Source organism: Ruegeria sp. S84, assembly GCF_056583445.1.
Window position 1 is genome coordinate 794,320 of sequence record NZ_CM152618.1, and the last position, 25,438, is coordinate 819,757.

A 25,438-nucleotide genomic window follows, 5' to 3' on the forward strand; every position below is an offset into this window, starting at 1 on the left:
GCAAATCCCCTGATCACGTGGAAAGGGCGGGCGATCCTGCCCGCCCTTTCTGGTTCATTCGGAAAAGCCTTATGCAGGCAGGTCACGCTCCAGCGGCTCAAGCGAACCTTTGCGATCTGCACCGTCTGCTGTTTTAGGCAGCTCGATGTCGGCGCAGGTGCCTGCGTCAACCAGGGTCCATGCGTTGCCCTGATAATCGACGGTCGAGGTGCCCGCGCAGGTTGTGCCGGGGCCGGCTGCACAGTCGTTCTGACCCGCCAGAGAAACGCCATAGCACTTTTCTTTGGCCTGAGCAGTTGCGGTTGTGGCCGCGCCGGAAACAGCTGCAGCAACTGCGCTTGCGATAACCAGTGTTTTTGCGGTGTTCGACATCTTGGTAATCCTTGTTAATGACTGCGTATGTCTGCTTGTGACAACGACAAGGTAATGGTTCAGGGGCAGCAGTTGAATTCACGAGCCCGTGTCTCACAACCCCGTCAAAGGTCGTCATGCACCCTTGAACGTTAACAAATTGTTTTTGAATTGAAAAATGATATTTGTTTCAATCCGGCCCAAAACAACGGGCCGGATTTCTAGCGGTTTGCTGCCGAATGTTACAGCAGATCGGGGGGCGTTGCAGCGACGCTCAACTCATTTGTTACAGCCTCAAGCGATTGGACCCGCGTCTGTTTTTCGCCAAGGCGACGGACACTGACCGTGCGATCTTCGACTTCACGGTGACCAACAGCCAGAATGATCGGCACTTTGCCAACCGAATGTTCGCGGACTTTATAGTTGATCTTCTCGTTGCGAATATCCGCCTCGGCGCGGATGCCTGCTGCGCGAAGGGTGCTGACCACTTCGGCCACATACTCATCGGCCTCGGAGGTGATCGAGGCCACAACGACCTGGCGCGGGGCCAGCCAGAACGGCAGCTTGCCCGCGTGTTCTTCGATCAGAATGCCGATGAAACGTTCAAACGAGCCCAAGGTCGCGCGGTGCAACATAACTGGGCGGTGTTTGCCACCATCAGCGCCGATATACGTGGCGTCCAAACGCTCGGGCAGAACAAAGTCCACCTGATGCGTGCCGCATTGCCAATCCCGCCCGATCGCATCGGTCAGAACAAACTCGAGTTTCGGGCCGTAGAATGCCCCTTCACCCGGATTGAGTTCCGGCTCGATCCCAGCCGCGCGTGTTGCGCTGAGCAGGGCGGCTTCAGCCTTGTCCCAAACTTCGTCCGATCCTGAGCGTTTTTCCGGCCGGTCCGAGAATTTGACCGAGAAGTTCTCAAACCCGAGGTCTTTGTAGATCCCGGACAGGAACCGAATGAACTCAGCGGTTTCGGATTCGATCTGGTCTTCGGTGCAGAAGATATGGCCATCATCCTGGGTAAAGCCGCGTACGCGCATGATGCCGTGCAGCGCGCCGGAAGGTTCGTACCGGTTACACGATCCGAACTCGGCCATGCGCAGAGGAAGGTCGCGGTAGGATTTGAGACCCTGATTGAAAATCTGCACGTGGCAGGGGCAGTTCATCGGTTTCAGGGCGTTGACCGCCTTTTCCCGTGCATGTTCCTCGTCCACTTCGACGATGAACATGTTCTCTTGGTATTTGTCCCAATGACCCGAGGCTACCCACAGCTTGCGGTCGACGACTTGAGGGGTGTTGACCTCAACATAGCCACCTTTGCGCTGTTGCCGACGCATGTAATCTTGCAGAAGAGTGTAGATGGTCCAGCCATTAGGGTGCCAGAAAATCTGCCCTGGGGCCTCTTCCTGCATGTGGAACAAATCCATCTCGCGACCCAGCTTGCGGTGGTCGCGCTTGGCGGCTTCTTCCAACATGTGCAGATGAGCCTTAAGCTTTTCCTTGCCGGTGAAGGCCACGCCGTAGATGCGCTGTAGCATTGCGCGGTCGCTGTCGCCGCGCCAATAAGCCCCGGCGATTGACATCAGCTTGAACGCGTCGCCTGGCAGTTGACCGGTGTGCTGCAAGTGCGGGCCACGGCAGAGATCCTGCCAGTGACCGTGCCAATACATGCGCAGCGGTTCGTCACCCGGGATGGATTCGATCAGTTCAACTTTATAGGGCTCATTATTGGCCTTGTAGAACTCGATTGCGCGATCGCGATCCCAGACCTCGGTGGTCACCGGGTCACGCTTGTTGATGATCTCTTTCATCTTTTTCTCGATGAGGCCGAGATCTTCGGGCGTAAACGGTTCCTCACGGTCAAAGTCATAGTACCAGCCGTTTTCGATGACGGGGCCAATGGTGACCTTGGTTGCGGGCCAAATCTCTTGCACGGCGCGGGCCATGACATGCGCCAGATCGTGTCGGATCAGCTCATTGGCTTGCGCCTCGTCCTTCATGGTGTGAATAGCGATTTGCGCGTCGGCTTCGATGGGCCATTGCAGGTCCCAATGCTGTCCATTCACCGTGGCAGAAATGGCTTTCTTCGCCAGCGAGGTCGAGATGTCGGCGGCGACCTGTGCTGGCGTAACGCCTGCTTCATAGGATCGGGAATTGCCATCGGGAAAGGTAAGGGAGACTGACTGTGAGTCCAGGGCCATATCGGCTCTCCTCGTCGGTTTGGCGCCCACTGAACGCCCGGTTGCGGGTTATGTATGCTCGGCTCATGTGGCAGGTGGGGACACAGGTGTCAAGGGCAGGAGCGAGGGGCCAGCCCCTCGCACTCCCCGAGGTATTTTTAGCCAGATGAAGAAGGATCGGGCAATTGCAGAGAGGTGCGTGACATGCATGATGGGCTGACAAGCAATGAGGGTAGCATGGCAGAGGCAGAATTTCTGGAAACCGCTCAGGGACGACGTCTGGCGTATCACAAGAGTGATGGGCGCGGGCCGACCATCGTTTTTCTAGGTGGCTTGAAATCAGATATGGAGGGCACCAAGGCGGTGCATCTGGAAGCGTGGGCGCGCGCGCGCGGGCAGGGGTTCCTTCGGTTTGACTATTCGGGGCACGGTGAAAGCTCAGGCGCCTTTACTGACGGGTGTATCGGGGACTGGCACGAGGATACGCTGGCCGCAGTTTCTCGGTTAACTGATGGTCCGCTGGTTGTTGTGGGATCGTCGATGGGCGGGTGGCAAGCGCTGTTGCTGGCGCGTGTCATGCCCGAACGGATCGCAGGTATGGTGACAATTGCGGCGGCCCCAGATTTTACCGAGGATGGGTATTGGGCGTCGTTTTCGAACGAGCAGAAATCTGAACTAGAGACGGTTGGACATGTGGAACTGCCATCGGACTACATGGAGCCCTACGTCATCACCAAGCGGATGATTGAGGATGGGCGGCAGCGGTTGGTTTTGCGTGCTTCGCTTGATCTGCCTTTCCCTTTGCGTCTCCTGCAGGGGACAGCAGATACGGCCGTCTCGACCGATACGGCAGTGCGCCTGCTGGATCATGCCACTGGTCCGGACATGCAACTGCTGCTGGTCAAAGATGCGGATCACAGGTTCTCGGATGAGCGATGCCTCGGGCTGATTGAGCAGGCTCTGCGAGAAGTCCTGGAAGGCACCTGATGCGTCGCCTGGGCTGGGTTTTGGCGCGGGTGCTGGTGGGTTTGACGCTGGTTGGTGTGTTGATCTACGCCTTTGGCCCGCGCGAGCCAGTGGACCTGCATCCGCGTTTCGATCCGCGCAAATTTGGCGAAGGCGTTCAGGTTTACTTTGAAAGCATCGAATCCGCCTATGATGACATCGTGCCAGGTGTTGAAAAGCGCGTGGTCTGGCAGGATGGTTTTGTTGAACAGCGGACAGCTTATGCGGTGCTCTACATTCATGGGTTTTCCGCCACGTCCGAAGAGATCAGGCCAGTACCTGATCGCGTTGCGGACGCGTTGGGTGCCAACCTTGTCTACACAAGGCTTCAGGGGCATGGCCGCGATGGGGACGCAATGGCCGAAGGTACGGCGTCGGGCTGGATGCAGGATACAGCCGAGGCGTTGGCTGCTGCCCGGGCTGTTGGTGAGCAAGTCATTGTGATCGCAACCTCGACGGGGGCGACATTGGCCGCCGCGGCTGCGATGGATACGGAACTGAGCACTGATGTGGCTGCATTGGTTTTGGTGTCGCCGAACTTTGGCGTAAACTCGGCTGGTTCCTGGGTGCCATCCTTGCCGTGGGCCCGGCATTGGCTGCCGCCATTGATGGGACAGGACCGGGATGTCTCAAGCACTGATCCCGAGAAGAACATCTTTTGGACAACTGTTTATCCATGGGAGGCGGTCGTGCCGATGTTTGCCCTTGTAGATGCGGTCAATGCGCTTGACTTCTCGGGCGCGCGGGTTCCGGCGCTGTTCTGGTTTTCTGATGATGATCAGGTGGTGCGTCCGGATAAAATGCATGAGGCGGCCAAGACCTGGGGTGGTCAGGCGATGGTTTCATTGGTGACAATGGGGCCCGGGGATGATCCGACCTCACACGTGGTCGCGGGGCGTCTGATGTCACCGGGTCAGACTGACGCGGCGGTCGCGGGCATATTGGAATGGCTGTCAGAGCAGGGGATTCCGAAGCAAAGCGGGGGCTGAATATGCGTAGACCGGGCAGTATGTGGAGCCTTGAGACGTTGGGTCGCGTGCGACTATCCCGGCATTTTTTCATGCGTGATTTTCTATATTCCGAGATCGGGAACTTTCACGAATTGCAAAATATTCCCGACAACCCTGATCTTGCGATCGAGACCGGGCGCGCGTTTTGCGAGACCCTGCTGGACCCGCTGGAAGAAACCTTTGGTCGTATCGCGGTGCGCTCGGGCTATCGCTCGCGATCACTGAACCGGTTCGGGAACGAGAACAGGTTGAACTGTGCCCGCAATGACAACCCGTTGGAGTGCCACATTTGGGATTGGGGCGAAGGTGACGCACGTGTAGCAGGGGCGTCGGTGGTAATTCCGTGGATTGCAGACCGTTATGCGCAGGGGCGCGATTGGCGCGATTTGGCGTGGTGGATGCATGACCATCTGGATTATTCCGAGATTTGGTTCTTTCCCAAACTATGCGCGTTCAATCTGGTTTGGCGGCCCAAGCCTGTACGGCGGATCGACAGCTACATCGCCCCGCGCGGCTGCTTGTTGCGGGCCGGGGCGGAGCCAGATGAACCGCTGGGCCAAAGGCAGGAACGCTATGCGGATTTCCCACCGTTTCGGGCGATCAGCTATCCGTGAAGTTTTGCTTGCCCGCCGTTGGCAAACCTCTCATCCTGTAACAAAACAATAACAACGAGCGGAGGGCACCGAGGTGATCGAGCCGTTGGTTTTGCTACCCGGATTGATGTGCGATGCACGGTTGTTTCAGGCGCAGATCACCGCGCTGTCGCGTGAACGTGCAGTTATGGTCGCACCGATCACCGGCGGTGAACGGTTCGAAGAAATCGCGCCGGGCTTGCTGGATCAACTGCCGCACCGGTTTGCTTTGTGCGGGTTTGGTCTGGGTGGTGGCGTCGCGCTTGAGATCGTGCGGCGAGCACCTGAGAGGGTGACACGACTGGCCTTGCTGGCGACGGATGCGCAGGCCGACACACCTCATATCGCGGCGAGTCGCGAAGACCTGATCGTTGGCGCGCAGGCGGGGAGGTTGGACGAAGTGATGCGCAAGCTGATCGGCTCGGACATGTTGTCTCCCGGTCCGCAACGCATCCCGATTTTGAACGAAGTGTTGCAGATGGCCGAGGAATTGGGCTCGGATGTGTTTGTGCGTCAGATAAGAACCCTGCAACGCCGTCCGGACCAACAAGGCACGCTGCGCCGGATCAGGATGCCCACGCTGATCATTTGCGGTGCCCATGATGCGGAGAATCCGGTCCGCAAGAATACCTTCATGGCTGATCTCATTCCGGATGCAGAGTTGCGCGTGATTGATGAGGCCGGGCACTATCCGACACTGGAAGCACCCGAATCCGTGATTGCGATGCTGCAGGATTGGCTCCGGAAACCACTGCGGCTGACCTAGTCGTAGAAAACCGCGCGCTGGTTCTTGGTCAGAACAGTTGGTTGCACCACCGGCCGACCGGTTTCAGAGTCAAAGAATGGCGTTTTCTTCCAGCTCCCGAACAGACGCGATTTTAGTACGCGTTTAAGCAGACCCATAGCGGCATAGCGGATTTTCTCATGAGACTGCTTGCCGTCAGCCCTTGGCACAAATCCACGCGTAGTAATGGGACCCAAACTGCTGGGGTGGGGAATACGTTTGACGATAAAACCCGCGAACGGAAATTTTGGAGTTGTCGGCGTCGTGGCCAGCGGCGCGTTGCAGCATCTGGCATACCATCGCAACATGCCCTTGGGGCTAAGTTGCATAGCTGCCAAGTGCTCGACCCCTGCATCGATCTTAATGTCTTCCGGTGACATCTGAAACACCTCGACTGGGTCGGGCGCAGGGTCGGGCTGTTCAAAATACAGCTGAGCTGCGCGGCAGTCATGGCAAAAACACACGACATGAGTGCCGGATACGACGCCGTGTTCAGTAATGCGCCCCGAAAGGGCGCCGCAATTGCAACGGAAAGGAAAGTCTCCTGCCGCTGCGCGGCTCATGCAACTTTGTTGCTATTGGCGGCTCGTTGACGGGGTTTGCGGCTGTTTTCATTCATGAAATCAATCACTAGCGGACGGATGTTGTCGCGCCAGCTGCGGCCCGCAAAAATGCCATAGTGACCCGCGCCGGGTTCAACATGGCTGGCCTTTTTGCTGTCGGGCAGACCCGTGCATAAATCCAGCGCCGCAATGCATTGCCCGGGGGCTGAGATATCGTCATTCGTGCCTTCGACCGATTTCACAGCCACATCAGTGATCTTGCCGATATCCACCTTGTGGCCGGCTACAACGAACTCGTTGCGCGCGATCTCACGGTTTTTGAAGACACGTTCAACGGTCGAAAGATAGAACTCGGCAGTCATGTCCATCACCGCCAGATATTCGTCATAGAACCGGTTATGGGCATCGTGGTCGGATGCCTCGTCACGAATAACGCGCTGGATCTGATCCGAAAACGCCTTGCTGTGACGTTCGGCATTCATTGACATGAACGAAGCCAGTTGTAGCAAGCCGGGATACACCATCCGGCCTACGCCCTTGTATTTGAAGCCAACCCGCTGGATCATCGTTTCTTCCAACTGACCCATCGTTACACGGCGACCAAAATCCGTAACCTCGGTCGGAGTTGCGTCGGGGTCGACGGGACCGCCGATCAGGGTCAGGGTACTTGGCTGCGCCTTCGGCTCGACCTCGGCCAGATAGGCGGTTGCGGCCAGAGTCAGCGGTGCGGGCTGACAAACCGCAATAACATGCGTATCGGGGCCGAGCTCTTTCATAAAATCGACAAGGTAGAGCGTGTAATCCTCTACATCGAACTTGCCTTCGGACACGGGAATGTCGCGCGCGTTATGCCAATCGGTAATGTAGACCTCACAATTGACAAGCAGGCTTTTGACGGTCGAGCGGAGCAGGGTCGCGTAATGCCCCGACATCGGCGCAACCAGCAGCACCTTACGTGGCTGTTCTTTGCGTCCATTAACGCGGAAATGGATCAGGTCGCCGAAAGGACGCTCAAGCACGGTTGTGATATCGACCAGATGGTCCTTGCCGTCTTCGCAGGTAAAGGTGCGGATGCCCCAATCAGGCTTGACGACCATACGCTGAAATGTGCGCTCGGTTACTTCGCCCCAAGCGGCCATCCAGTTGAAGGCCGGGTTGGGTGTCATCGAGAACAGGGGGTAGGATGCCATCGCGCTTGCGGTTGCACCAAGCCATTGGTTGGTGTTACGCATGGTTTCCATCAGGTCATAGGTCATCATGTAGCGCATCGAATGTGCCTCCTGAGTATCAGCCTGAGAATTCGGACCATTCGCCGCTTTGCCCCCCGACGCCAACGACGTTATTCTGCACAGCAGCGAGACTAGGGGGGAATTGTTAAAATGACAACTACCGAAGACCAGACGCCAAAACTGACCGAAGAACATATTGAACGACTTAAAGAAAATATGGACAAAGTAGAAGAACTGTCCAAACGCCTGGTCGAGGTCATGGCCGGAAAAACGCCGCACACCCCCGCTCTGGATGGCCCGAATCAAGAGCTTTTTGCAAAAGCAGCAACTGCGTATTGGGCTGAAGCGTTTCAAAACCCCACAAAGCTGTTGGAGCAGCAAATTGAGTATTGGGGAAAATCGGTTCTCAACTTTGCGGAAGCGCAGAAAGCGATGACCCAAAGCGACGGGGATGTACCCCCAGCCGCTGCCAAAGATAAACGGTTTGCCAATCCAATGTGGGAAACCAACCCCTACTTTCGCCTCATTCGCCAGCAGTACCAAACCAATGCCGAAGCGATCGCGCAGGCCGTTGCATCGGTTGACGATCTGGAAACCAAGGATAAGCAGCGTCTGCAGTATTTCTCGCAGCAGATCATAGATATGATGGCGCCAACGAATTTTCTGGCCACCAACCCCGATGCGCTGGAAAAGGCCATCGAGACCGAAGGGCAGTCCCTGATACAGGGGCTGGAGAACCTCGTGTCGGACCTTGAGGCCAATGACGGCGAAATGGTTGTCAGGCTGGCTGACGAAAGTGCCTTTGAGATTGGCGGGAATATCGCAACTACACCCGGCGACGTCGTCTATCGCAACCGAATGATGGAACTGATCCAGTATAAACCGGTGACCGAGACGGTGCACGAAACGCCGATCGTTCTGTTCCCGCCATGGATCAACAAGTTCTATATCTTGGACCTGAAGGCTCAGAACAGCCTGATTAAATGGGTGACCGAGCAGGGCTATACCCTGTTTGTGGTCAGCTGGGTGAATGCCGATAGTTCACACGCCGATATTGGGATGGAGGACTATATTCAGGAAGGGTTCCTGACCGCCATCGAAGAGGCGAAGAAAATCTGCAAGGTCAAGCAGGTCAACGCAGTGGGTTACTGCATCGCCGGTACGACGCTGAGCCTGACGCTTTCGCTGATGAAGCAGCGCGGCGACAAGTCGATCAAATCTGCCACTTTCTTCACCACCCTGACAGACTTTGGTGAGCAGGGGGAGTTCACGCCGTTCCTGCAAAATGACTTTGTAGATGGCATCGAAGAACAGGTCTCGAAGGATGGTATTCTAAAGGCATGGATCATCGGGCGAACGATGTCTTTCCTGCGATCCAGAGATCTCATCTATACGCCGGCGATCCGCAGCTACATGATGGGTGAAACACCGCCAGCGTTTGACCTGTTGTACTGGAACGGCGACGGGGCCAACCTGCCAGGCCGGATGGCGATCCAGTATCTGCGCGGTTTGTGTCAGAGCAACGATTTCGTCAACGACGGGTTCGAATTGCTTGGCCATAAGCTGCATATCAAGGATGTCGATGTGCCTTTGATGGCGATCACCTGCGAGACGGATCATATTGCCGCATGGAAGGATTGCTATCGCGGGGTGCAGCAGATGGGCGCGAAGTCGAAGACCTTTGTGGTGTCCGAGTCCGGCCACATCGCGGGCATCGTAAATCCGCCCAGTAAGAAAAAATATGGCCATTACACCAATCCTGAGCTGAAGTGTGATGCCGATACATGGCTGAAAGAAGCTGACTTCCACGAAGGTTCGTGGTGGCCGATGTGGGAAGCGTGGTTAAAGAAGCGATCAGGCAAGCAGGTTCCCGCGCGCGATACCGGCGATTCGGATCATCCACGCCTTTGCCCGGCTCCGGGTACCTATGTTTTGGTCAAGGCAAACCGCTGATATCATTTTGAAACTCAAAAATTTCTGCGTTGCAGCAAGAAAAAGCTTGCAATGCTGCGATGCAGCAATCATATTGCCTTCAAGCTGATGAGAACCGGGGTGGGCCCGGAACGGCTAGAAGGATTTAGGACAATGGCAAAGACCCAAGACTTTACCGCGACCCTGAAAGACATGATGGGCGCGTTCCCGGTTGACACAACCGCTCTGGAAGACGCATTCAAATCGACCGCTTCTCTGAACGAAAAGCTGTCGGGTGTTGCTCTGGACGCAGCTGAGAAATCAGCTGAGATCTCGAACAAATGGACCAAAGAAACCCTGGCCAAACTGACCGAGATGTCGAAAGCAAAAACCGAGCCTGCGGATTACGCAAAAGCTGCAACCGACTTCGCAAGCGCGTCGGCTGAAGTTGCCGCTGAAAACCTGGCTGCTTTCGCTGAGATCGCGAAAAAAGTTCAGACCGAAACAGTTGAGCTGCTGATGGCGGCTGGCAAAGACGCTGCAGAAGATGCAACCGCAGCCGTCAAAAAAGCCACCAACGAGGTGACCGCTGCCGCAAAGAAAGCAGCAACCGCCAAGTAAGTAAGGCTGCGATATAGCACCCATTCCTCCCAAATGGTGTAATCGCTTCGGGCAGGTCGCTTGACCTGCCCTTTCTTTTTGTTCTGCAGTCGCATAACCTCTGCTGCAACGCATCATCCTTGGGGAGGGTACAGGGTGTCGGAACAAGACAAACCGCTGCTGATCAAGCGCTATGCCAGCCGTCGGCTGTATAACACCGAGACCAGCGATTACGTGACGCTTGAAGATATAGCCGGTTTCATACGCGATGGCCGCGAGGTTCAGATCATCGACCTGAAAACCGGTGATGACCTGACCCGTCAGTATCTGCTTCAAATCATTGCCGAACACGAAAGCCGCGGCGAAAATGTTTTGCCGATTAATGTGCTGAACGATCTGGTGCGCAGCTACATGGTGCCGGGCGGGGGCATGATGCCGCAATTCCTGCAAAGCTCGTTCGACATGCTGCGCGAGAGCCAGTCCAAGATGATGGAAAACATGAACGCCATGAACCCAATGTCCCAGATGCCGGGGTTCGAGGCGATGCAGGCGCAGCAAAAGGCCTTTCTAAAAGCCATGACCGGTGGTCTGTCGGGAAACTGGTCGGGGCCGGATGATGAACAAGAAACATCGCCCGAACCCAAAGAGGATTTGGACGACATCAAAAAGCAACTTGCCGAGTTGCAGCAAAAACTATCGAAGCTGAGCTAGCCTGACCGATGCGCTGGCTGTCTGTTCTGGGCGCGTTGATCTGGGCCCAGACTGCACAGGCCCAAGGCCAGTTTACATCCGTGTGGGAACCTATCTGCACAATGGGTCGGGATACGGCTGCGGGCTGCGACGAGATTCGCGCGCGCGAAATTCTGGATGCAACGACCCCGCCCTGGCGCGCCATTGGCCGGGTCAATTTTGCCAGCCGCAGTCAGCGGTCCCATTGTACAGGCGTGCTGGTGTCTGAGCGGCTGGTTTTGACCGCGGCACATTGCTTGTACAACAGCGCGCGCAACCGCTGGATTCCTCCGGCCAGTATCCGGTTTGCCGCAGGGTATCAGCGCGGCGAGGCTGCCGCCGTGTCCAATGTATTGGCCTATCGGCTGGATTCGGAACAGGGGCGCGACGGTGTATTCAACAATCGCGCCGATCTGGATTGGGCCGTGTTGGAGTTGGCCGAGCCAATTGGAGAGCAGGTTGGTTTTTTCGATGTTTCCCGGACTGTCCCGCAGATGGGCACGTTCGCGGGCTATCCCGGATTGCGGCCCCACGTGCTCAGTCGCACCGATAGCTGTAATGCCGCACAGGCCGGCCAGGGGCTGATGCGCGCGATCTGCCCCGTCATGATGGGGGATTCCGGTGCACCGTTTCTGACGCAAACAGAAACCGGGCTCGCCGTTGCCGGGATTTTGTCACGCGTCGCGCCAACCCCCGACGGGATCGACGCATTGTTACTTTCAGTTAACGACCTTGATCTGCAATAGAACTGACGATCAGGTCCCGTAGACTGGCACCGGGCCGACAACCTCGCCAACAGAAGCCAGCAGGATGTCCGAGATTACGTCCAGTTCATCGCGCGTCAAACGCACGGGCAGACGTACATCGCAGGCCTTCATCAGCATCGCACGGGTCTGTGGCAGGTCGAACTGTTCGGGTAGGAACTGCCAGTTCCAGAAGGCACGAGCGTTATCCTGACTCAGACCAAAGACCTGCACCTTGACACCGCGTGCCTCGGCTGCGGCGGCAAAGGCGCGGATTTCATCGTCGCTGAGGTCAACCAGATTGAATTGGATCGAATCTGGTGCGCGCTGCTCGGGTGTCAGGGGGGCAGGGACATCGATGTAGGGCGATGTGTTCAGACGATCAGCCACATAGTCATGGTTTGCCAGCCCGTCGCGGACACGGCGGGCCAGTTCGGGGATTTGTGGGCGAATGACTGCGGCGCTGAGGTTGCTCATGCGCAGGTTATACAGTGGCAACTGGTTCTGCCATTTGGCAAAGGCCTGTTCCAGCTCTGGTGAGCCAGAGTGCTTTTTCCAGTTGTGCTCGTATGCGCCCGACATGATGACCGCGCGCGCTACAAGATCCGCATCGTCGCTGACCAGAATGCCACCTTCGCCTGCGTTGATCATTTTATAGGACTGGAACGAGAAGCAGCCGACCTTACCGATGGTGCCAATATTGCGCCCATGCCAGGTTGTGCCCAATGAGTGGGCGGCGTCTTCGATCACCGGGATATCGCGCGCTTCACACAGCTCCATGATCGCGTCCATGTCCGAGGTATGGCCGCGCATATGGCTGATGATCACTGCCTGCACGCTGTCCAGCTTAGCCGTGAAATCGGCCATATCGACGCGATAATTGTCCCCGACCTCGCACAGAACCGGAATGCAATCCGCGTGAACAATCGATGACGGCACGGCGGCAAAGGTAAATCCGGGGATCAGAACCCGCGCATCGCGGGGCAGCCCAAGCGCCTTGAGCGACAAAAATAGCGCGGCAGAACAGGAAGAGACTGCCAGCGCGTATTTTGTGCCGAGCAGTTCGGCAAACTCTGCCTCCAGCAGGGCAACGGGCGCATCCTGAGGTGCGGTATAGCGAAACAGATCGCCTGACTTCATCAGGGCGTCGATTGCGTCTCGGGCGGCTGCGGGGATGGGTTCGGCTTCATGAACGTTGGGTACAAGCGTCATATTTGGATTTCCCGAATTTTATCTTTGGGAAATATAAATTCGATGTGCAGGCAAGCCAAGTCCCAATTCGCATCGTCAGCGAGATTTCACCAATTCGTCGTAAAGAATGTGTTCAGATACCCAGCCTGTCACGCAGCGCATACCAAGTCATGGCCAGTATCAGCAACGGCGTCCGCAAAGCAGGACCGCCCGGGAAGGGCACTGCAGGAACGCGGGCCATGGTATCGAACCCCTCAGCCTGCCCCTGGATCGCCAATGCCATGAGTTGCCCTGCATGGGTCGCGGTGCCGACGCCGTGGCCAGAATAACCCGAGGCGGACAGGATATTTGGCGCAACCCGGGTCAAATAGGGCATGCGCCGCATGGTGATGCCCAGCGTTCCGCCCCATGCGTAGTCGATTTTGACGTCACGCAGATGCGGGAAAATCTCGGTCATCGGCTTGCGGACTTTTGCGGCGATGTCCTCGGGGAAACGATAACCATAGCTTTCGCCACCCCCAAACAGCAGCCTGCCATCGGCGCTTAGCCGGAAATAGTTTATCACGAACTTGGTGTCAGCAACGGCGATATCTTTGGCCAGAACTTTTTGCACTTCAGCGCCCAAAGGTTCGGTTGCCGCGATGAAATTGTTGATTGGCATCACGCGCGATGCAACTTGCCGGTTCAGATCTCCGAGGTATCCGTTGCAGGCCAGAATAACGTGATCGGCAGTGATCGTGCCCTTTTCAGTGCGTACAGTAACACGAGCGCCCTGATCGATGCCAAGAACTTCGGTGTCTTCATGCAGTCTTAACCCGGCTCTGACAGCGGCACGCGCAAGGCCGAGGGCGTAGTTCAACGGGTGTAGGTGCGCGGCACCATTGTCCAGATACCCACCCGCATAGGCTGGTGAGGGGCAAAGCCCGCGCGCGGCATCGGCATCTAAAGTTTCGATTTGGTCGTATTTGTATTTACCCGACAGATGCGCTGCGTGATCATGTAGCTCTGCGCGCTCCGAGTTGTTAAAGCCCAGAACCGCAATGCCGGGCTTCAGGTCGCAATCGATCTGATGTTTTGAGATCAGAGATTTGACCAGATCCTTGGCTTCTTCGGCCAGATCCCAAAGCTTTGACGCATCTTCATCGCCGACAAGCCGTTCAAGATCCTCTTGATCCAAACGCTGCGCGCTGCCCAGTTGGCCTCCGTTGCGACCCGAAGCCCCAAAGCCCGCGCGATGAGCTTCCAGCAGGACAACATCGAACCCAGCCTCAGCCAGGTGCAATGCTGCCGAAAGGCCCGTGTATCCGCCTCCGACAATGCAGACGTCTGCGGTATGGTCGCCTTCAAGCGCCGGGTGGCGGTCAAAGGCGTGCGCCGTCGCGGCATACCAGCTTGGCGGGTACTCCGCCTTGCGGTCATTAGAATACAGCAGGTTCATCGCGTCTTTGCCCTAGACGTTCATCAGCAGATGCTCGCGTTCCCACGGGGAAATGACCTGCAGGAACTCTTCGTACTCAGCACGTTTGACGATGCCGTAGACACGGGCGAACTCGGGACCCAGAACTTCGTGCAGGGCAGTGGCTTCATCAAACAGATCCAGAGCTTCACCCATGATCTGAGGGATATCGCCGTCGCCTTCATAGGCGTCGCCATAGAATTGGCGGCGTGGGCGTTCTTGCTGAGTCAGGCCCAAATAGCCACAGGCCAACGACAATGCGATACCAAGATAAGGGTTGCAGTCCATGCCCGCGATGCGGTTTTCAACCCGGCGCGCCTCGGGGCCGGACAGAGGTACGCGAATGCCAGTTGTGCGATTGTCGCGTGCCCACTCCAGATTAATCGGGGCCGCATGGTCTTTGACGTAGCGGCGATAAGAATTCACATACGGTGCCATCACCGCCAGCCCTGCAGGCAGGTGGTTCTGCAAGCCGGCGATGAAGTTGTAGAAGGCGTCCGTTTCTCCGCCCTGAGGGCCCGAGAAGATATTCTGACCCGTTTCCATGTCGATAATCGAGTGATGGATGTGCATGGCCGAGCCCGGTTCATCTTCGATCGGTTTCGCCATGAATGTTGCAAAGCAGTTGTGACGCAACGCGGCTTCGCGGATCAGGCGTTTGAAATAGAATACCTCGTCCGCCAGCTTCACCGGATCGCCATGACGCAGGTTGATCTCTAGTTGTCCGGCACCGCCTTCTTGCGTGATCCCGTCGATCTCAAACCCCTGAAATTCGGCAAAGTCGTAGATGTCGTCGATCACCGGCCCGAATTCATCCACCGCTGTCATCGAGTAAGCCTGCCGCGCCGCCGCAGGTCGGCCCGAGCGGCCCATCATCGGCTTGATACCCTGCGCCGGGTCTACATTTGGCGCGACAAGAAAAAACTCCATCTCGGGGGCGACAACCGGCTTCCAACCTTTGTCGTGATACATCTTCACAACGCGTTTGAGCACATTGCGGGGGCTGAAAGGGATCGGCTCTCCATCTCGATCGAACGCGTCGTGAATCACCTGCAAGGTCCAGTCACCCGTCCAAGGAGCGGCCGACGCAGTTGAGAAATCGGGTTTCAGGATCATGTCCCGCTCAATGAAACCGTCCTCACCTGCAGCTTCGCCCCAATCCCCTGTGATGGTCTGGTAGAAAATGCTGTCGGGTAGGTGAAAATAGGATTGCTTGGCAAACTTTGACGCCGGGACTGCCTTGCCGCGGGCGATGCCGGGCAGGTCAGAGATGATGCATTCAACCTCATCCAGCCGTTTGCCTTCAAAGTAGGTGCGCGCCGCCTCAGGCAGCTGATCTGTCCAGTCGGCCATCAGGCCCTCGCTTTCTTTAGGAACTCTGCCATGTGGTGTCCGATTTTGGCATTATCATCCGGGGCATCTTTCCGGTTCGCTGCCGCCTGCATCAACGCATCGGGAACCACGCCTTTGCCTCGGGTCTCCATCAAGCCCTGTATGAAGTCATTTCCATATTCAGGATGGGCCTGCACGGTCCAGATCGTATCGCCATAGGTGACCATGGCGTTTTGGCAAAAGTCATTCGTACCGGTGACCACCGCACCTGCGGGCAGTTTGGTCACTTGATCCTGATGCCAAGCATTCAGGGTGACAGTCTGATCGCCAAAGCTGTATTCCGTGCGTCCTACAGCCCAGCCACCATCAAACTTTTCCACTTTTCCACCAAGCGCTTGCGCGATGATCTGATGTCCAAAGCAGACACCAATCAAGGGGTTCCCTGTCTTCCGAATATCCCGGATCAGCTGTTCAAGCGGGGGAATCCAAACGTGATCTTCGTATGCGCCATGACGAGATCCGGTGATGATCCACCCGTCGGCCTGATGCGCGTCTTCCGGAAACTCACCATCGACCACTGCGTATGTTTGGAATTCAAAGCCGTTCCCACCCAGTAATGCGCGAAACATGCCATCATATTCCCCGAATTGTTCATGCAATTCATCGGGTGGGTGGCCGGTTACAAGGATGCCGATTTTCATAGTTCACCAAATTTGATCAAATTTATTCTAACGGAGCGAAGCGAGCTGGGCAAGAGGTTCAAACGCTCTCAAGATAGCTGAGCCAGTGCTCGTCAGGAGGGTGGGATGCGAATCGCGCAATTTCCTGCCGTTTGGTCATTACCAGGTTGCGGATCAGATCGTCCGGGAAAATGCGCGCAACTACCGGGTCAGTTTCGAAAGCAGAGATGGCCGACGGCCAGTCTGCTGCCAGCTGCGGCAGATCCGTCAACTCATAGGCATTGCCCGAAATCGGGCTGGGCGGTCGCAGGCCATCCTCGATCCCAACCATTGCCGCGCCCAGAACTGCGGCCAGCATGAGATAGGGGTTGATGTCACCGCCAGCAACGCGATGTTCGATCCGTCGGGCGGCAGGGGCACCACCCGGAATGCGCAGGGCCGCCGTGCGGTTTTCATAGGCCCAGCTTGCTCCGGTGGGTGCGTGGGCACCAGGCACCAGGCGCGTGTAAGAATTGCCATGCGGTGCGAAGATCAGCGTAGAGCCGGGCATCGCGGTCAGACATCCAGCAACCGCCGAGCGCAGTTCATCGGTTCCCTCGGCCCCTCCGTCATCGAAGACATTGCGTCCATCGACATCGACGACCGAGAAATGCACATGCATTCCGTTGCCCGCATCCTCGGCATAGGGCTTGGACATGAAGGTCGCTGTGAAGCCATGCTTGCGTGCCACGCCACGCGCCAAGGTCTTGAAAAGCCACGTATCATCGGCGCAGCGCATGGCGTCCTGATGGTTCAGATTGATCTCGAACTGACCGATCCCGCTTTCAGATATTGCAGTCTGAGCAGGAATACCCATAGCGGCGCAACCATCATAGAGGTCGGTGAAGAACGCATCAAACGCGTCCATTTCGGCCATCGACAGAACGGCTTCGTCCCGCAGCCTGCGGCGCGTGACCGGGTTGATCGGAGGCTGCGGTTGGTCGCCTGAGGCGTCAAGCAGAGTGAACTCGAGTTCGGTGGCGGCGATGACCGACCAGCCCCGTTCGGAAAATCGATCTAGAACCGCAGAAAGCGCGTGTCTCGGATCGCCCGCAAAAGGCGTGCCGTCATCGTGGTACAGGCACATGGGCACCAGCGCGGTGGGTGTATCAAGCCAGGGCATAGGAACCGGTCCACGCCCGGTGGGGCGCAACACACCATCTGCATCACCGCTTTCGAAGACAAGCGGGCTGCCTTCGATATCAGCGCCCCAGAGATCGACATTGAGCGCAGAGAACGGCATGCGTACGGCGCCTTTGTCCAACTTGGCACCGTATGAGGGTGGCACGCGTTTGCCACGCATCTGACCGTTGAGGTCACAGGCGGCGACGCGGAATGTATGCAGGGCGCTCAGGTCCATTGGGGGCTCCGTGGTCTAGTCACGAGAGGTTTAAATCAGGATTAGCGTCTTGTCACGAAATTTGATCAAATTACGAATAGGCGTCGCTTGCGGTGGGGCGCGATGTTGAAAATCAACCGACTTGTACAGTGGTCGAGACCGCTGTCTTCCGAGTTGTACAACATTCAGGTGCCCGATTGTGCCGGGCGTAGCGATGCCTATAGTCTCAGATATGTTCATCTTTCTTACCATAGTGTTACTGATCGCAGGCGGGGTCGGCTATTACGTCTGGTCCAAGAGACAGGCCCGCGCGGCGCTGTTGGCGACGCGTCTGACCTCGGATCAACAGGACATCATTGATCAGCAAGTTCCCATCATCCGGCGGCTGCCCGCCGGGCTGCGCAGCCACTTGGATGGCAAGGTGAACCTGTTTCTGGATCAAGTGAGCTTCTACGGCTGCGACGGGTTGGAAGTGACTGAGGAGATGGAGTTGTCGATTGCGGCGCAGGCCTGTTTGCTCGTGATCAATAGCGACATTTGGTATGACAATCTGACGACCATTCTGATCTATCCCAATGCGTTCAAGTCAAAGCAGCAGCGACGCTCGGGCTATGTCGTGTCCGAGAAAGAGATCGTGCGGACCGGGGAAAGCTGGGATCGCGGACCGGTCATTTTATCATGGGCACACAGCCAGCAGGGCGCTCTGGATGATCGCGACGGGCAGAACGTAGTGCTGCATGAATTTGCGCATCAGATCGATGATCTGTCCGGGGGTACAAATGGCGTACCGATCCTGAGTGAAGGGCAGAGCTTTGCCGAATGGGAAAAGGTATTCCTGACCGCCTATGACGCGCATGTTCACGCGGTTGAAAGCGGGCGGCACACGGTTATCGACCCCTATGGCGCAACCGGGCATGAAGAGTTCTTTGCCGTCTCGGTCGAAGTGTTCTTTGAGCGCCCGAAAGCACTGAAGCACGAGGTGCCCGAGGTCTATGAGCAGCTTTCGAAACTGTTCCGGCTGAACCCGGTGGAGTGGGCTTAGCGCGCCAGATTCAGACGGAAGCGCATCTTGGCTTTCCGCTCGGCAGGTAGGTGGCGGTTCAGGCGTTTGTTGACCCTTCCGAAGCCCCAAACGATGACCAGCGTCAGCAGGATGAAATAGAACGCCAGAATCGGGTAGGGGATGAACGGGTTGAACGTCTTGTCCGCGAAGTAGCTGGCGTAATAGAGCGCATCACCCCTTTGCTGCCATGCCGGGAAGGCCGAGAAGAAGACCAGTGTGGTGGACTGGAAGACAAAGATCGCTTCGTTCGTATAGGCGGGCCACGCCAGCCGTAGCATTGTCGGCCAAACGATACGTCGGAAGCGCGACCAACCGGACATGCCATAGGCGTCGGCGGCTTCGATATCGCCCTTGGGGATTGAACGAAGGGCGCCATAGAAGATCTCGCCCGAATAGGCGGAAGTATTCAGGAACAGCACGATCAGCGCCCCCAGCCAGGCCGAGGTGAAGGCGTCGAACATCGGATAGGGCTTCTTCAGCGAAAGGAAGAAGAAATAGGCGAAGAAGAACTGGATGAACAGCGGCGAGCCGCGGAACAAAAAGATGAACCACTCGGACGGTTTGCGCAGCCATTTATTCGACGAGGCTTTGCCGACGGCCAACGCGGTGGCGAGGAAGAACCCCGTGACCATCGCCATGATCCCGAAATAGATATTCCAGATCATGCCCGAGCCGATCAGCGTGAAGTGCTCGCACAGGGTGAAATCGGTTTTGGGCAGCAGGCGTTCCCCGAAGCCCAGCGAACGGAGGCCGTAGTCTTGAATGGTCTGGATGCAGCTCATGCGGTGGTCTCCTTGCGCAGAAGCTCTCCGCCCGATGTGGCCTGACCATGGGACAGGCGGCGCATCAGTTTCTCAAGCCCGATTTCCGAGACGCGGGTCATGCCGAGGTAGAAGATCAGCAGGGCGAGGAAGTACCACATGCGCCAGTCGCCATGAGGGTAATCGGTAAAGCGGGATGTTTTTGTGCCGCCCAACTCGCGCGCCCAATAGACGATATCTTCGATGCCCAGCAAGAAAAGCAGTGGTGTAGCCTTGATCAGCACCATCCACAGGTTCGATAGGCCAGGTAGGGCGTAGACCCACATTTGCGGCACCAGGATTCGCCAAAAGGTCTGGCGGCGTGTCATGCCGTAGGCTGCGGCCGTCTCAAGCTGGGCGTGTGGTACAGCGCGCATGCCGCCGAACAGGACGTTGGCGGCAAACGCGCCGAACACGATAGAGAATGTGACGACAGCAAGGAAGAAGCCGTAGGTTTCATGCACCCATTCGGGTGCAGTGCCCAGCGGCAGCTTGGCGGCCTGACAGACGATGAAGTCGTTGCCCTGCCGCACCGGATCGGTCCATTCGGGGCAGAGCACTTTATGGCGCAGCCATTCAAAGCCCTGATCCAGAGCGATCACGAAGAACAGAAAGAAAGCGATATCAGGCACGCCACGCACGATGGCGATATAGGCCTTACCCAGCCAGCTAAGCGGCGGGAAATGCGATCGCGCTGCCATAGCGCCGGCAAAACCGAAGCTCAGGGCGACCGGGGCGGTGACGGCCAGCAGACCCAGCACCTTGAAGAAAGAAAGGTAGAACGACCAGTGGACGCCATTGGTCAGATAGCACGAGAACCAGCGGAACGTGCCCAGCGTGTCAGGATCAGCGCAGTAGGAGAACATAAGGCGTCTTTCGAACGTCTGGCCGGTCTCAGGTCCGGCAGGTCCGGCGCGCGCACGCGCCGGACAATTGGACGGAGGGCTTAGTTGGTTACGACCGAGCCGTCTGTGTTGTATGTAGCGATACCTTCGCCAAACCATTTGACCAGCATCTCGTTGAGCGTGCCGTCTGCCTTCATGGACGAAATCGCGTCATCGAACTTGCCGCGCAGTTCTGCGTCGCTCTCGCGCAGGCCCATGCCGATGCCACCGCCCAGCGGGACAAGATCGCCGACAAAGACCAGCTCGCCACCGGATTCCTCAACAATCGGGACCAGGAAGTCATAGTCAGCCAGCACAGCATCCGCTTCGCCGTTGCGCACCGCGGCGATGGTTTCTTCGGGGGTGGCGAATTCGACCAGAGTCGCGCCGGATTCAGCAACGTGACCGGCCTGAATGGTTGCGGTCTGTGCAGCGACGATGCCACCTTTCGTGTCAGCGCCATCTGAAGCAGCTACGTAAGCTGAGGCGGTCGGCGGGTAGTAGTTCTGGGTGAAGTCGATGACCTCATCGCGTTCGTCAGTGATCGACATGCCGGCGATGATGGTATCGTAGTTGCCTGAAACCAGGTTCGGAATGATCGAATCCCAGTCGTTCTTGACCCATTCACATTCCAGACCAGCGCGCTTGCACAGCTCGTCACCGACTTCACGCTCGAAGCCGTCGATCTCACCAGCATCATTGATGAAGTTGTACGGAGGGTAGGCGCCCTCGGTGCCCATGCGCACAGTTTCGGCCATTGCGATACCGGCGGTCAACGCCAGCGCTGCGGTGGTCAGAATCAGGTTTTTCATGAGTTACTCCCCTTTATTGGTTCTGTCCGTTGGTTAAGCCGCCTGAGTGGCGGAGAGAAAGCCCTGAAGCCGTTCGGATTCAGGGGCAGTGAAAATGTCTTCGGCTGAACCCTCTTCTTCGATCAGGCCCTGATGCAGGAACACAACGTGGCTGGAGATATCCGCAGCCATCTTCATGTCATGAGTCACGATGATCATGGTGCGGCCTTCTGCGGCCAGATCCTTGATCACTTTGATCACTTCCTGTTCCAGTTCGGGATCGAGCGCTGAGGTCGGTTCGTCAAACAGCAGCGCCTGAGGTTCCATGCACAGCCCACGTGCGATTGCGGCGCGTTGTTGCTGTCCGCCCGATAGTTGCGCCGGATAGACGTCGCATTTGTCGCCGATGCCGACCTTTTCCAGATATTTGCGCGCGCTGTCTTCGACCTCGGCCTTGTCGCGGCCCATGACAGTGACCGGAGCCTCCATCACATTCTGCAGGATGGTCATATGGGCCCACAGATTGAACTGCTGGAACACCATCGACAGATTTGTGCGGATGCGCAGCACCTGCTTGGGATCGGCGGGACGGCGATGATTGTGGCTGCCAGTCCAACGGACGGGCTCGCCTTTGAACAGAATCTCGCCCTCTTGGCTGTCTTCCAACAGATTGCAGCAGCGCAGCAGGGTAGACTTCCCCGAACCGGATGATCCGATCAGCGACACGACGTCGCCGCGATGCGCGGTGATGTCCACGCCCTTGAGCACCTCGAGTTGGCCAAAGCTTTTGTGCAGGTTCTTGATCTCAATGACGGGAGCGGCGTCTGTCACGGGCAGTCCAGATATGATTGGTGTTGGTGCGGTAATAGGGCTGAAAAATCGGGCTAATGCAATGCGCAATTGACAAGTTCACGCAGCGAAATTGCCAAATCGGGCGGTCGCGCTGTCTAAACTGTCAGTTTGTTGGGCGCATTCTGTGACTCGATGCACCATTATCGACAGGTCAGCCAGATCAATCTCTTGATTGCGGCCCAGAGATTCAGGTCACAGGATTCCGGATCAACCGAGGTGATCCTCAGCGAAACCAAATTTATTGAACTGGCTTGATCCAATCACCAAAACTGTTTGAATTTGGGAATAATTCGTTTTGAGTTAAAGATTGAAATATACGAATTCAATTCACGTAAGGGGCTTCTTGTGATCGCGCTATTATTTGCATTGTTCGCCGGCACGATGGTGCTGGCATACTTTAAGCTGGTCAGAATTTCATACGCATTGTTCGTGCTGACGCTTTTGGCGAGTGCCTACTGGCTGAAGTTTCACGCCACGACCCCCTTAACGATTCAACTGTGAGGTCGTCCAATGTCACCTGAATTTGCTCGTAACATGAATGCGATTGGTGCACTGGCGGTTTGCCTGGTTCTGGTGCTTGCCTTCTACTTTCAGCTTGTCCTTTACGAACTGCCCTGTCCGTTATGTTTGCTCCAACGCGTGGGATTCGTGGCCGTTGGGTTCGGGCTTGCTCTGAACCTGTTATGGGGTACGCGCGCCAGAAACTATGGCATCGTGCTGGTGGCAGCGATATTTGGGATCAGCGTTTCGATCCGCCAGATCCTGCTGCATATCGTGCCCGGAACAGGGCACTACGGCTCCCCGGTTCTGGGCCTACACTTCTATACCTGGGCGGGAGTTGCCTTTGGTTTGATCATCCTTGGCACCGCAATCATGCTGGTATTCGAGAAGCAGTATGATCTTGCCTCGGACGTTCGGGCAACCGAACGCTTCGGAGGAAGTACATTGGCCAAAACAGCGTTTTTCCTGATTTTGGCATTGGCCGTCGCGAACGCTGGTTCGGCGCTTTTGGAGTGTGGGCCTGGCATCTGTGACGATCCACCGACGGACTACAAGTTTCTGAATGAGCTTGAAGGCAGCGATTCATAGCGCTGACAACGCCCAAAGGCTTGCCGGTTGATCAGACCTTCGCCGCCTTTTGTCTTGCAAGCGCCGAATCCACATCGCTCACGCCGAGCAGGCTGACGACAAGGCGTAGCAGAGAATCCTCTTCACCGCTGCGGTGCCCATCCGCCAGTGCGACCGACCACATGGCCTGCACAACGGCCAGGCGGTCGTCATAGGCGATCGCCTCTTTGATGGCGCGAGTAAAGCGGACGGTGTCGGGCGCCTCGGCTTCAAGGTCTTCGGCTCGGGCGCGCAGGGCTGCGGCCTCAAATGGCGACAGGCCGTAGCGTTCGGCCGAGATGCGGTCGATTCGGGCCATTTCGGTATCGGCATAGTCGTTGTCGGACCGAGCGATACGCACCAACAGGGCGGTGAGGGCCAGACGGGCATCATCTTCGACAAGCGGGTCGGGCTGCGGCTGCGTGAGCCGGGACAGGAAATCACTGAACATAAGCGTTTATATAGAGATAGCCTAGGTCGCTTCCAAGCGGCTTTGTATCCGCTCGCGTGCCGCTTTGCTGTCGTTGAAGCTGAGGCCCATGGCAATGCGGGCTTCTTCGACGATCTTGACCTCGCCCTCGTCCGAGTTGCCATCGGCCAGCACGACCTCCCACAGGGCGTCAAGCGCGGCCAAGCGTTCCTGAAGATCGGTGGTTTCGCGGATCAGTTTGCCGAATGTATCTGTTTCCGGAGCAGCTGCGTGCAATTTTTCGCAGGTGGCGCGGACCTTGGCGGCCTCGATCGCATTGTGCTGGTAAAGTCGCGCAAGAATGCGGTCGATCAGGCTGATCTCTTCCAGCTTGTAGTCGCGGTCGGCCTGCGCGACACGTACCAGCAATGCCCCCAGGGCCAGTTCGGCATCAGGATCGGGCAGTTTGTCATGTTGCGGCGGCCGAAAGGCCTGGAAGAATTTTTTCAACATATCGGCAGGATATTCCGTAATTCGAGGCGCGCCAAGCGGTGCTAGCCCTCATAGCCCTGAATAATCACAAGATCGCCGGTCGAAACCGGATCGCGCAAGGCCTTGGCGGCTTGATAGGCATCGCTTTCATAGCAGGCCAGCGCCTGTTCATAGCCGGGAAATTCGATGACAACTGTGCGGGCGCGAGCCTTGCCTTCAGGCTCGCTCCTCTCGCCGCCGCGTACAAGAAACTTGGCCCCGTAATCGGCGAATGGGGCCGCATTGGCAGCAATGTAAGATTTGTAGGTTTCAATGTCGTCTACATCGACATGGGCAACCCAGTATCCTTTGGCCACAAGGTGTCCTCCGCTGGTATCGGATGCAAGGTGCGGAGGAACAGGTTGAAATGCAATCCCCTAAAAGTGGATCATCCACCGGATTGCAGCGCGGCGCGTGCTGAATCCTGTAACCAAGCGGTCATTTGCCGATAGGGAACCGGGCCATAGCTGATCCGGGCCACGCCGAGTTTCGCCAGCGTCGGCGTGTCAGGCGTGCCGGGCAGGGCGATGATGTTGACCGGCAGGTCGGTGGCCGCGCAAAGCTGGCCGATCATGGATTCGTCTTTCAGGCCCGGCGCGAAGAACCCGCTGGCTCCGGCATCGGCGTAGGCTGCCGCGCGGGCCATGGCGTCATCCAGCATCGCTTGATCATGCGTGTCCGGAGCGGCTTTGAGGAAGATGTCAGTGCGGGCGTTGATGAAGGCGGGAACACCGGCCACGTCACAGCTTTCGCGCATCGCAGCGACACGTGCTGCCTGTGTTTCGATGTCATAAAGATCTTTAGTTCCAACGACCTGATCTTCGAAGTTAAAGCCGATTACTCCGGTTTCCAGCGCGCGTTTGACATTGGCCGATATGCCAAAAGTATCCTCGGCATAAGCGCCTTCGAGGTCCATGGTGACCGGTATATCAACCGCCTCGACAATGCGGCGAGCGTTGTCTAACGCCAACTCAAACGGGATGTTCTGGCCGTCCGAAAACCCCTGCGCCATCGCGACCGGAGCACTGCCAGTCGCCAGCGCTTTGGCCCCTGCATCGCGTACAGCGACGGCGCTGCCGGGGTCCCAAATGTTATAGAGGATGACCGGATCACCCTTCTTGTGCAGGGCGGCAAATGTTTCTGCTTGGGTAATCTGATCGGTCATGGCCGGTCTCCTGTCGCTGCTATGGCGGCAGTTAACCGTGCAAACCGCCGGCGCGTAAAGAA

At 57.1% G+C, this 25,438-nt stretch carries 28 protein-coding genes; 11 read left to right on the top strand and 17 right to left on the bottom strand.

All coding sequences use genetic code 11. The features are described 5' to 3' along the window. Positions 1-69: 69 nt before the first annotated feature. Both AC1DFB_RS04055 and thrS read right to left on the bottom strand, forming a co-directional pair. Positions 70-372 (bottom strand): BufA1 family periplasmic bufferin-type metallophore, encoded by a 303-nt coding sequence (locus AC1DFB_RS04055; RefSeq protein WP_010439128.1) that lies wholly within the window; start codon positions 370-372, stop codon positions 70-72. A 221-nt stretch (positions 373-593) separates the two neighbouring features. Then, entirely contained in the window at positions 594-2,552 is a 1,959-nt protein-coding gene (gene thrS, locus AC1DFB_RS04060) for a threonine--tRNA ligase (RefSeq protein WP_170393633.1), read from the bottom strand. A gap of 216 nt (positions 2,553-2,768) precedes the next feature. On the opposite strand from thrS, the gene AC1DFB_RS04065 reads away from it, so the two are divergent. The 4 genes from AC1DFB_RS04065 to AC1DFB_RS04080 all read left to right on the top strand — a co-directional run bounded on the left by AC1DFB_RS04065 (position 2,769) and on the right by AC1DFB_RS04080 (position 5,944). After that, a complete protein-coding gene (locus tag AC1DFB_RS04065) occupies positions 2,769-3,518 on the top strand; it encodes an alpha/beta fold hydrolase (protein ID WP_170645819.1) in 750 nt (249 codons plus the stop codon). Next, positions 3,518-4,525 (top strand): alpha/beta hydrolase, encoded by a 1,008-nt coding sequence (locus tag AC1DFB_RS04070; RefSeq protein WP_480922176.1) that lies wholly within the window; start codon positions 3,518-3,520, stop codon positions 4,523-4,525. The genes AC1DFB_RS04065 and AC1DFB_RS04070 overlap by 1 nt, the downstream gene beginning before the upstream one ends. Before the next feature lie 20 nt (positions 4,526-4,545). Further along, positions 4,546-5,160, top strand: coding sequence for a hypothetical protein (locus AC1DFB_RS04075; RefSeq protein ID WP_170406395.1), 615 nt, complete (start codon positions 4,546-4,548; stop codon positions 5,158-5,160). A 73-nt stretch (positions 5,161-5,233) separates the two neighbouring features. Further along, the gene (locus tag AC1DFB_RS04080; RefSeq protein ID WP_170393627.1) at positions 5,234-5,944 is read left to right on the top strand and encodes an alpha/beta fold hydrolase; all 711 of its coding nucleotides are present in this window, start codon (positions 5,234-5,236) and stop codon (positions 5,942-5,944) included. On the opposite strand, the gene AC1DFB_RS04085 is transcribed toward AC1DFB_RS04080, so the two are convergent. Continuing rightward, positions 5,941-6,525 carry a DUF6151 family protein gene (locus AC1DFB_RS04085; RefSeq protein ID WP_480922177.1) on the bottom strand — a complete coding sequence of 195 codons (585 nt, stop codon included), beginning with the start codon at positions 6,523-6,525 and terminating at the stop codon, positions 5,941-5,943. The genes AC1DFB_RS04080 and AC1DFB_RS04085 overlap by 4 nt on opposite strands. Further along, positions 6,522-7,793, bottom strand: coding sequence for a polyhydroxyalkanoate depolymerase (gene phaZ, locus AC1DFB_RS04090; protein ID WP_170404873.1), 1,272 nt, complete (start codon positions 7,791-7,793; stop codon positions 6,522-6,524). Before phaZ ends, AC1DFB_RS04085 begins: the two co-directional genes overlap by 4 nt. Positions 7,794-7,904: 111 nt before the next feature. Between phaZ and AC1DFB_RS04095 the strand changes: the two genes are divergently transcribed. The 4 genes from AC1DFB_RS04095 to AC1DFB_RS04110 all read left to right on the top strand — a co-directional run bounded on the left by AC1DFB_RS04095 (position 7,905) and on the right by AC1DFB_RS04110 (position 11,740). Beyond that, on the top strand, positions 7,905-9,707 hold the full coding sequence (locus AC1DFB_RS04095; protein WP_170393622.1) for a class I poly(R)-hydroxyalkanoic acid synthase: 1,803 nt from the start codon (positions 7,905-7,907) through the stop codon (positions 9,705-9,707). Between the two features lie 132 nt (positions 9,708-9,839). After that, complete coding sequence (locus tag AC1DFB_RS04100; RefSeq protein ID WP_029621740.1) at positions 9,840-10,286, top strand: phasin family protein; 447 nt, start codon at positions 9,840-9,842, stop codon at positions 10,284-10,286. A gap of 135 nt (positions 10,287-10,421) precedes the next feature. After that, on the top strand, positions 10,422-10,976 hold the full coding sequence (gene phaR / locus AC1DFB_RS04105) for a polyhydroxyalkanoate synthesis repressor PhaR (RefSeq protein WP_170404880.1): 555 nt from the start codon (positions 10,422-10,424) through the stop codon (positions 10,974-10,976). 8 nt (positions 10,977-10,984) lie between these two features. Then, positions 10,985-11,740, top strand: coding sequence for a trypsin-like serine protease (locus AC1DFB_RS04110; RefSeq protein WP_170801293.1), 756 nt, complete (start codon positions 10,985-10,987; stop codon positions 11,738-11,740). A gap of 9 nt (positions 11,741-11,749) precedes the next feature. Here AC1DFB_RS04110 and AC1DFB_RS04115 read toward each other — a convergent pair whose 3' ends face one another. The 5 genes from AC1DFB_RS04115 to AC1DFB_RS04135 all read right to left on the bottom strand — a co-directional run bounded on the left by AC1DFB_RS04115 (position 11,750) and on the right by AC1DFB_RS04135 (position 17,795). After that, complete coding sequence (locus AC1DFB_RS04115) at positions 11,750-12,949, bottom strand: DegT/DnrJ/EryC1/StrS family aminotransferase (protein ID WP_170610082.1); 1,200 nt, start codon at positions 12,947-12,949, stop codon at positions 11,750-11,752. A 112-nt stretch (positions 12,950-13,061) separates the two neighbouring features. After that, complete coding sequence (locus tag AC1DFB_RS04120; RefSeq protein ID WP_170662150.1) at positions 13,062-14,366, bottom strand: NAD(P)/FAD-dependent oxidoreductase; 1,305 nt, start codon at positions 14,364-14,366, stop codon at positions 13,062-13,064. 12 nt (positions 14,367-14,378) lie between these two features. After that, positions 14,379-15,737 carry a glutamine synthetase family protein gene (locus tag AC1DFB_RS04125; RefSeq protein WP_170731847.1) on the bottom strand — a complete coding sequence of 453 codons (1,359 nt, stop codon included), beginning with the start codon at positions 15,735-15,737 and terminating at the stop codon, positions 14,379-14,381. Further along, positions 15,737-16,417, bottom strand: a complete 681-nt coding sequence (locus AC1DFB_RS04130) for a type 1 glutamine amidotransferase (protein WP_170404894.1) — start codon at positions 16,415-16,417, stop codon at positions 15,737-15,739. The genes AC1DFB_RS04125 and AC1DFB_RS04130 overlap by 1 nt, the downstream gene beginning before the upstream one ends. A gap of 58 nt (positions 16,418-16,475) precedes the next feature. Then, positions 16,476-17,795 carry a glutamine synthetase family protein gene (locus AC1DFB_RS04135; RefSeq protein ID WP_480922178.1) on the bottom strand — a complete coding sequence of 440 codons (1,320 nt, stop codon included), beginning with the start codon at positions 17,793-17,795 and terminating at the stop codon, positions 16,476-16,478. 193 nt (positions 17,796-17,988) lie between these two features. Here AC1DFB_RS04135 and AC1DFB_RS04140 point away from each other — a divergent pair, with 193 nt between their 5' ends. After that, positions 17,989-18,816, top strand: coding sequence for a M90 family metallopeptidase (locus AC1DFB_RS04140; RefSeq protein ID WP_480503122.1), 828 nt, complete (start codon positions 17,989-17,991; stop codon positions 18,814-18,816). Here AC1DFB_RS04140 and AC1DFB_RS04145 read toward each other — a convergent pair. The 4 genes from AC1DFB_RS04145 to AC1DFB_RS04160 all read right to left on the bottom strand — a co-directional run bounded on the left by AC1DFB_RS04145 (position 18,813) and on the right by AC1DFB_RS04160 (position 22,143). Beyond that, a complete protein-coding gene (locus AC1DFB_RS04145) occupies positions 18,813-19,619 on the bottom strand; it encodes an ABC transporter permease (protein ID WP_170393602.1) in 807 nt (268 codons plus the stop codon). The genes AC1DFB_RS04140 and AC1DFB_RS04145 overlap by 4 nt on opposite strands. Next, positions 19,616-20,503 carry an ABC transporter permease gene (locus AC1DFB_RS04150; protein ID WP_170393600.1) on the bottom strand — a complete coding sequence of 296 codons (888 nt, stop codon included), beginning with the start codon at positions 20,501-20,503 and terminating at the stop codon, positions 19,616-19,618. Before AC1DFB_RS04150 ends, AC1DFB_RS04145 begins: the two co-directional genes overlap by 4 nt. Positions 20,504-20,583: 80 nt before the next feature. Further along, positions 20,584-21,333: a transporter substrate-binding domain-containing protein gene (locus AC1DFB_RS04155; RefSeq protein ID WP_170393598.1), complete on the bottom strand. Its 750-nt coding sequence runs from the start codon at positions 21,331-21,333 to the stop codon at positions 20,584-20,586. A gap of 33 nt (positions 21,334-21,366) precedes the next feature. Continuing rightward, positions 21,367-22,143 (bottom strand): ABC transporter ATP-binding protein, encoded by a 777-nt coding sequence (locus AC1DFB_RS04160; protein WP_170393596.1) that lies wholly within the window; start codon positions 22,141-22,143, stop codon positions 21,367-21,369. A gap of 402 nt (positions 22,144-22,545) precedes the next feature. Here AC1DFB_RS04160 and AC1DFB_RS04165 point away from each other — a divergent pair, with 402 nt between their 5' ends. Both AC1DFB_RS04165 and AC1DFB_RS04170 read left to right on the top strand, forming a co-directional pair. Then, a complete protein-coding gene (locus AC1DFB_RS04165) occupies positions 22,546-22,665 on the top strand; it encodes a DUF5993 family protein (protein WP_480922585.1) in 120 nt (39 codons plus the stop codon). A 9-nt stretch (positions 22,666-22,674) separates the two neighbouring features. Beyond that, a complete protein-coding gene (locus AC1DFB_RS04170; RefSeq protein WP_170393594.1) occupies positions 22,675-23,253 on the top strand; it encodes a disulfide bond formation protein B in 579 nt (192 codons plus the stop codon). 31 nt (positions 23,254-23,284) lie between these two features. Here the strand turns inward: AC1DFB_RS04170 and AC1DFB_RS04175 are convergent, their stop codons facing one another. The 4 genes from AC1DFB_RS04175 to AC1DFB_RS04190 form a co-directional block, all read right to left on the bottom strand. Beyond that, positions 23,285-23,722 (bottom strand): tellurite resistance TerB family protein, encoded by a 438-nt coding sequence (locus AC1DFB_RS04175; RefSeq protein ID WP_170393592.1) that lies wholly within the window; start codon positions 23,720-23,722, stop codon positions 23,285-23,287. 21 nt (positions 23,723-23,743) lie between these two features. Then, a complete protein-coding gene (locus AC1DFB_RS04180; protein ID WP_170393590.1) occupies positions 23,744-24,193 on the bottom strand; it encodes a tellurite resistance TerB family protein in 450 nt (149 codons plus the stop codon). Positions 24,194-24,234: 41 nt separating this feature from the next. After that, positions 24,235-24,528, bottom strand: a complete 294-nt coding sequence (locus tag AC1DFB_RS04185) for a DUF1330 domain-containing protein (protein WP_480922179.1) — start codon at positions 24,526-24,528, stop codon at positions 24,235-24,237. A 71-nt stretch (positions 24,529-24,599) separates the two neighbouring features. Continuing rightward, entirely contained in the window at positions 24,600-25,376 is a 777-nt protein-coding gene (locus AC1DFB_RS04190; protein WP_170393586.1) for an isocitrate lyase/PEP mutase family protein, read from the bottom strand. Between the last annotated feature and the right edge of the window lie 62 nt (positions 25,377-25,438).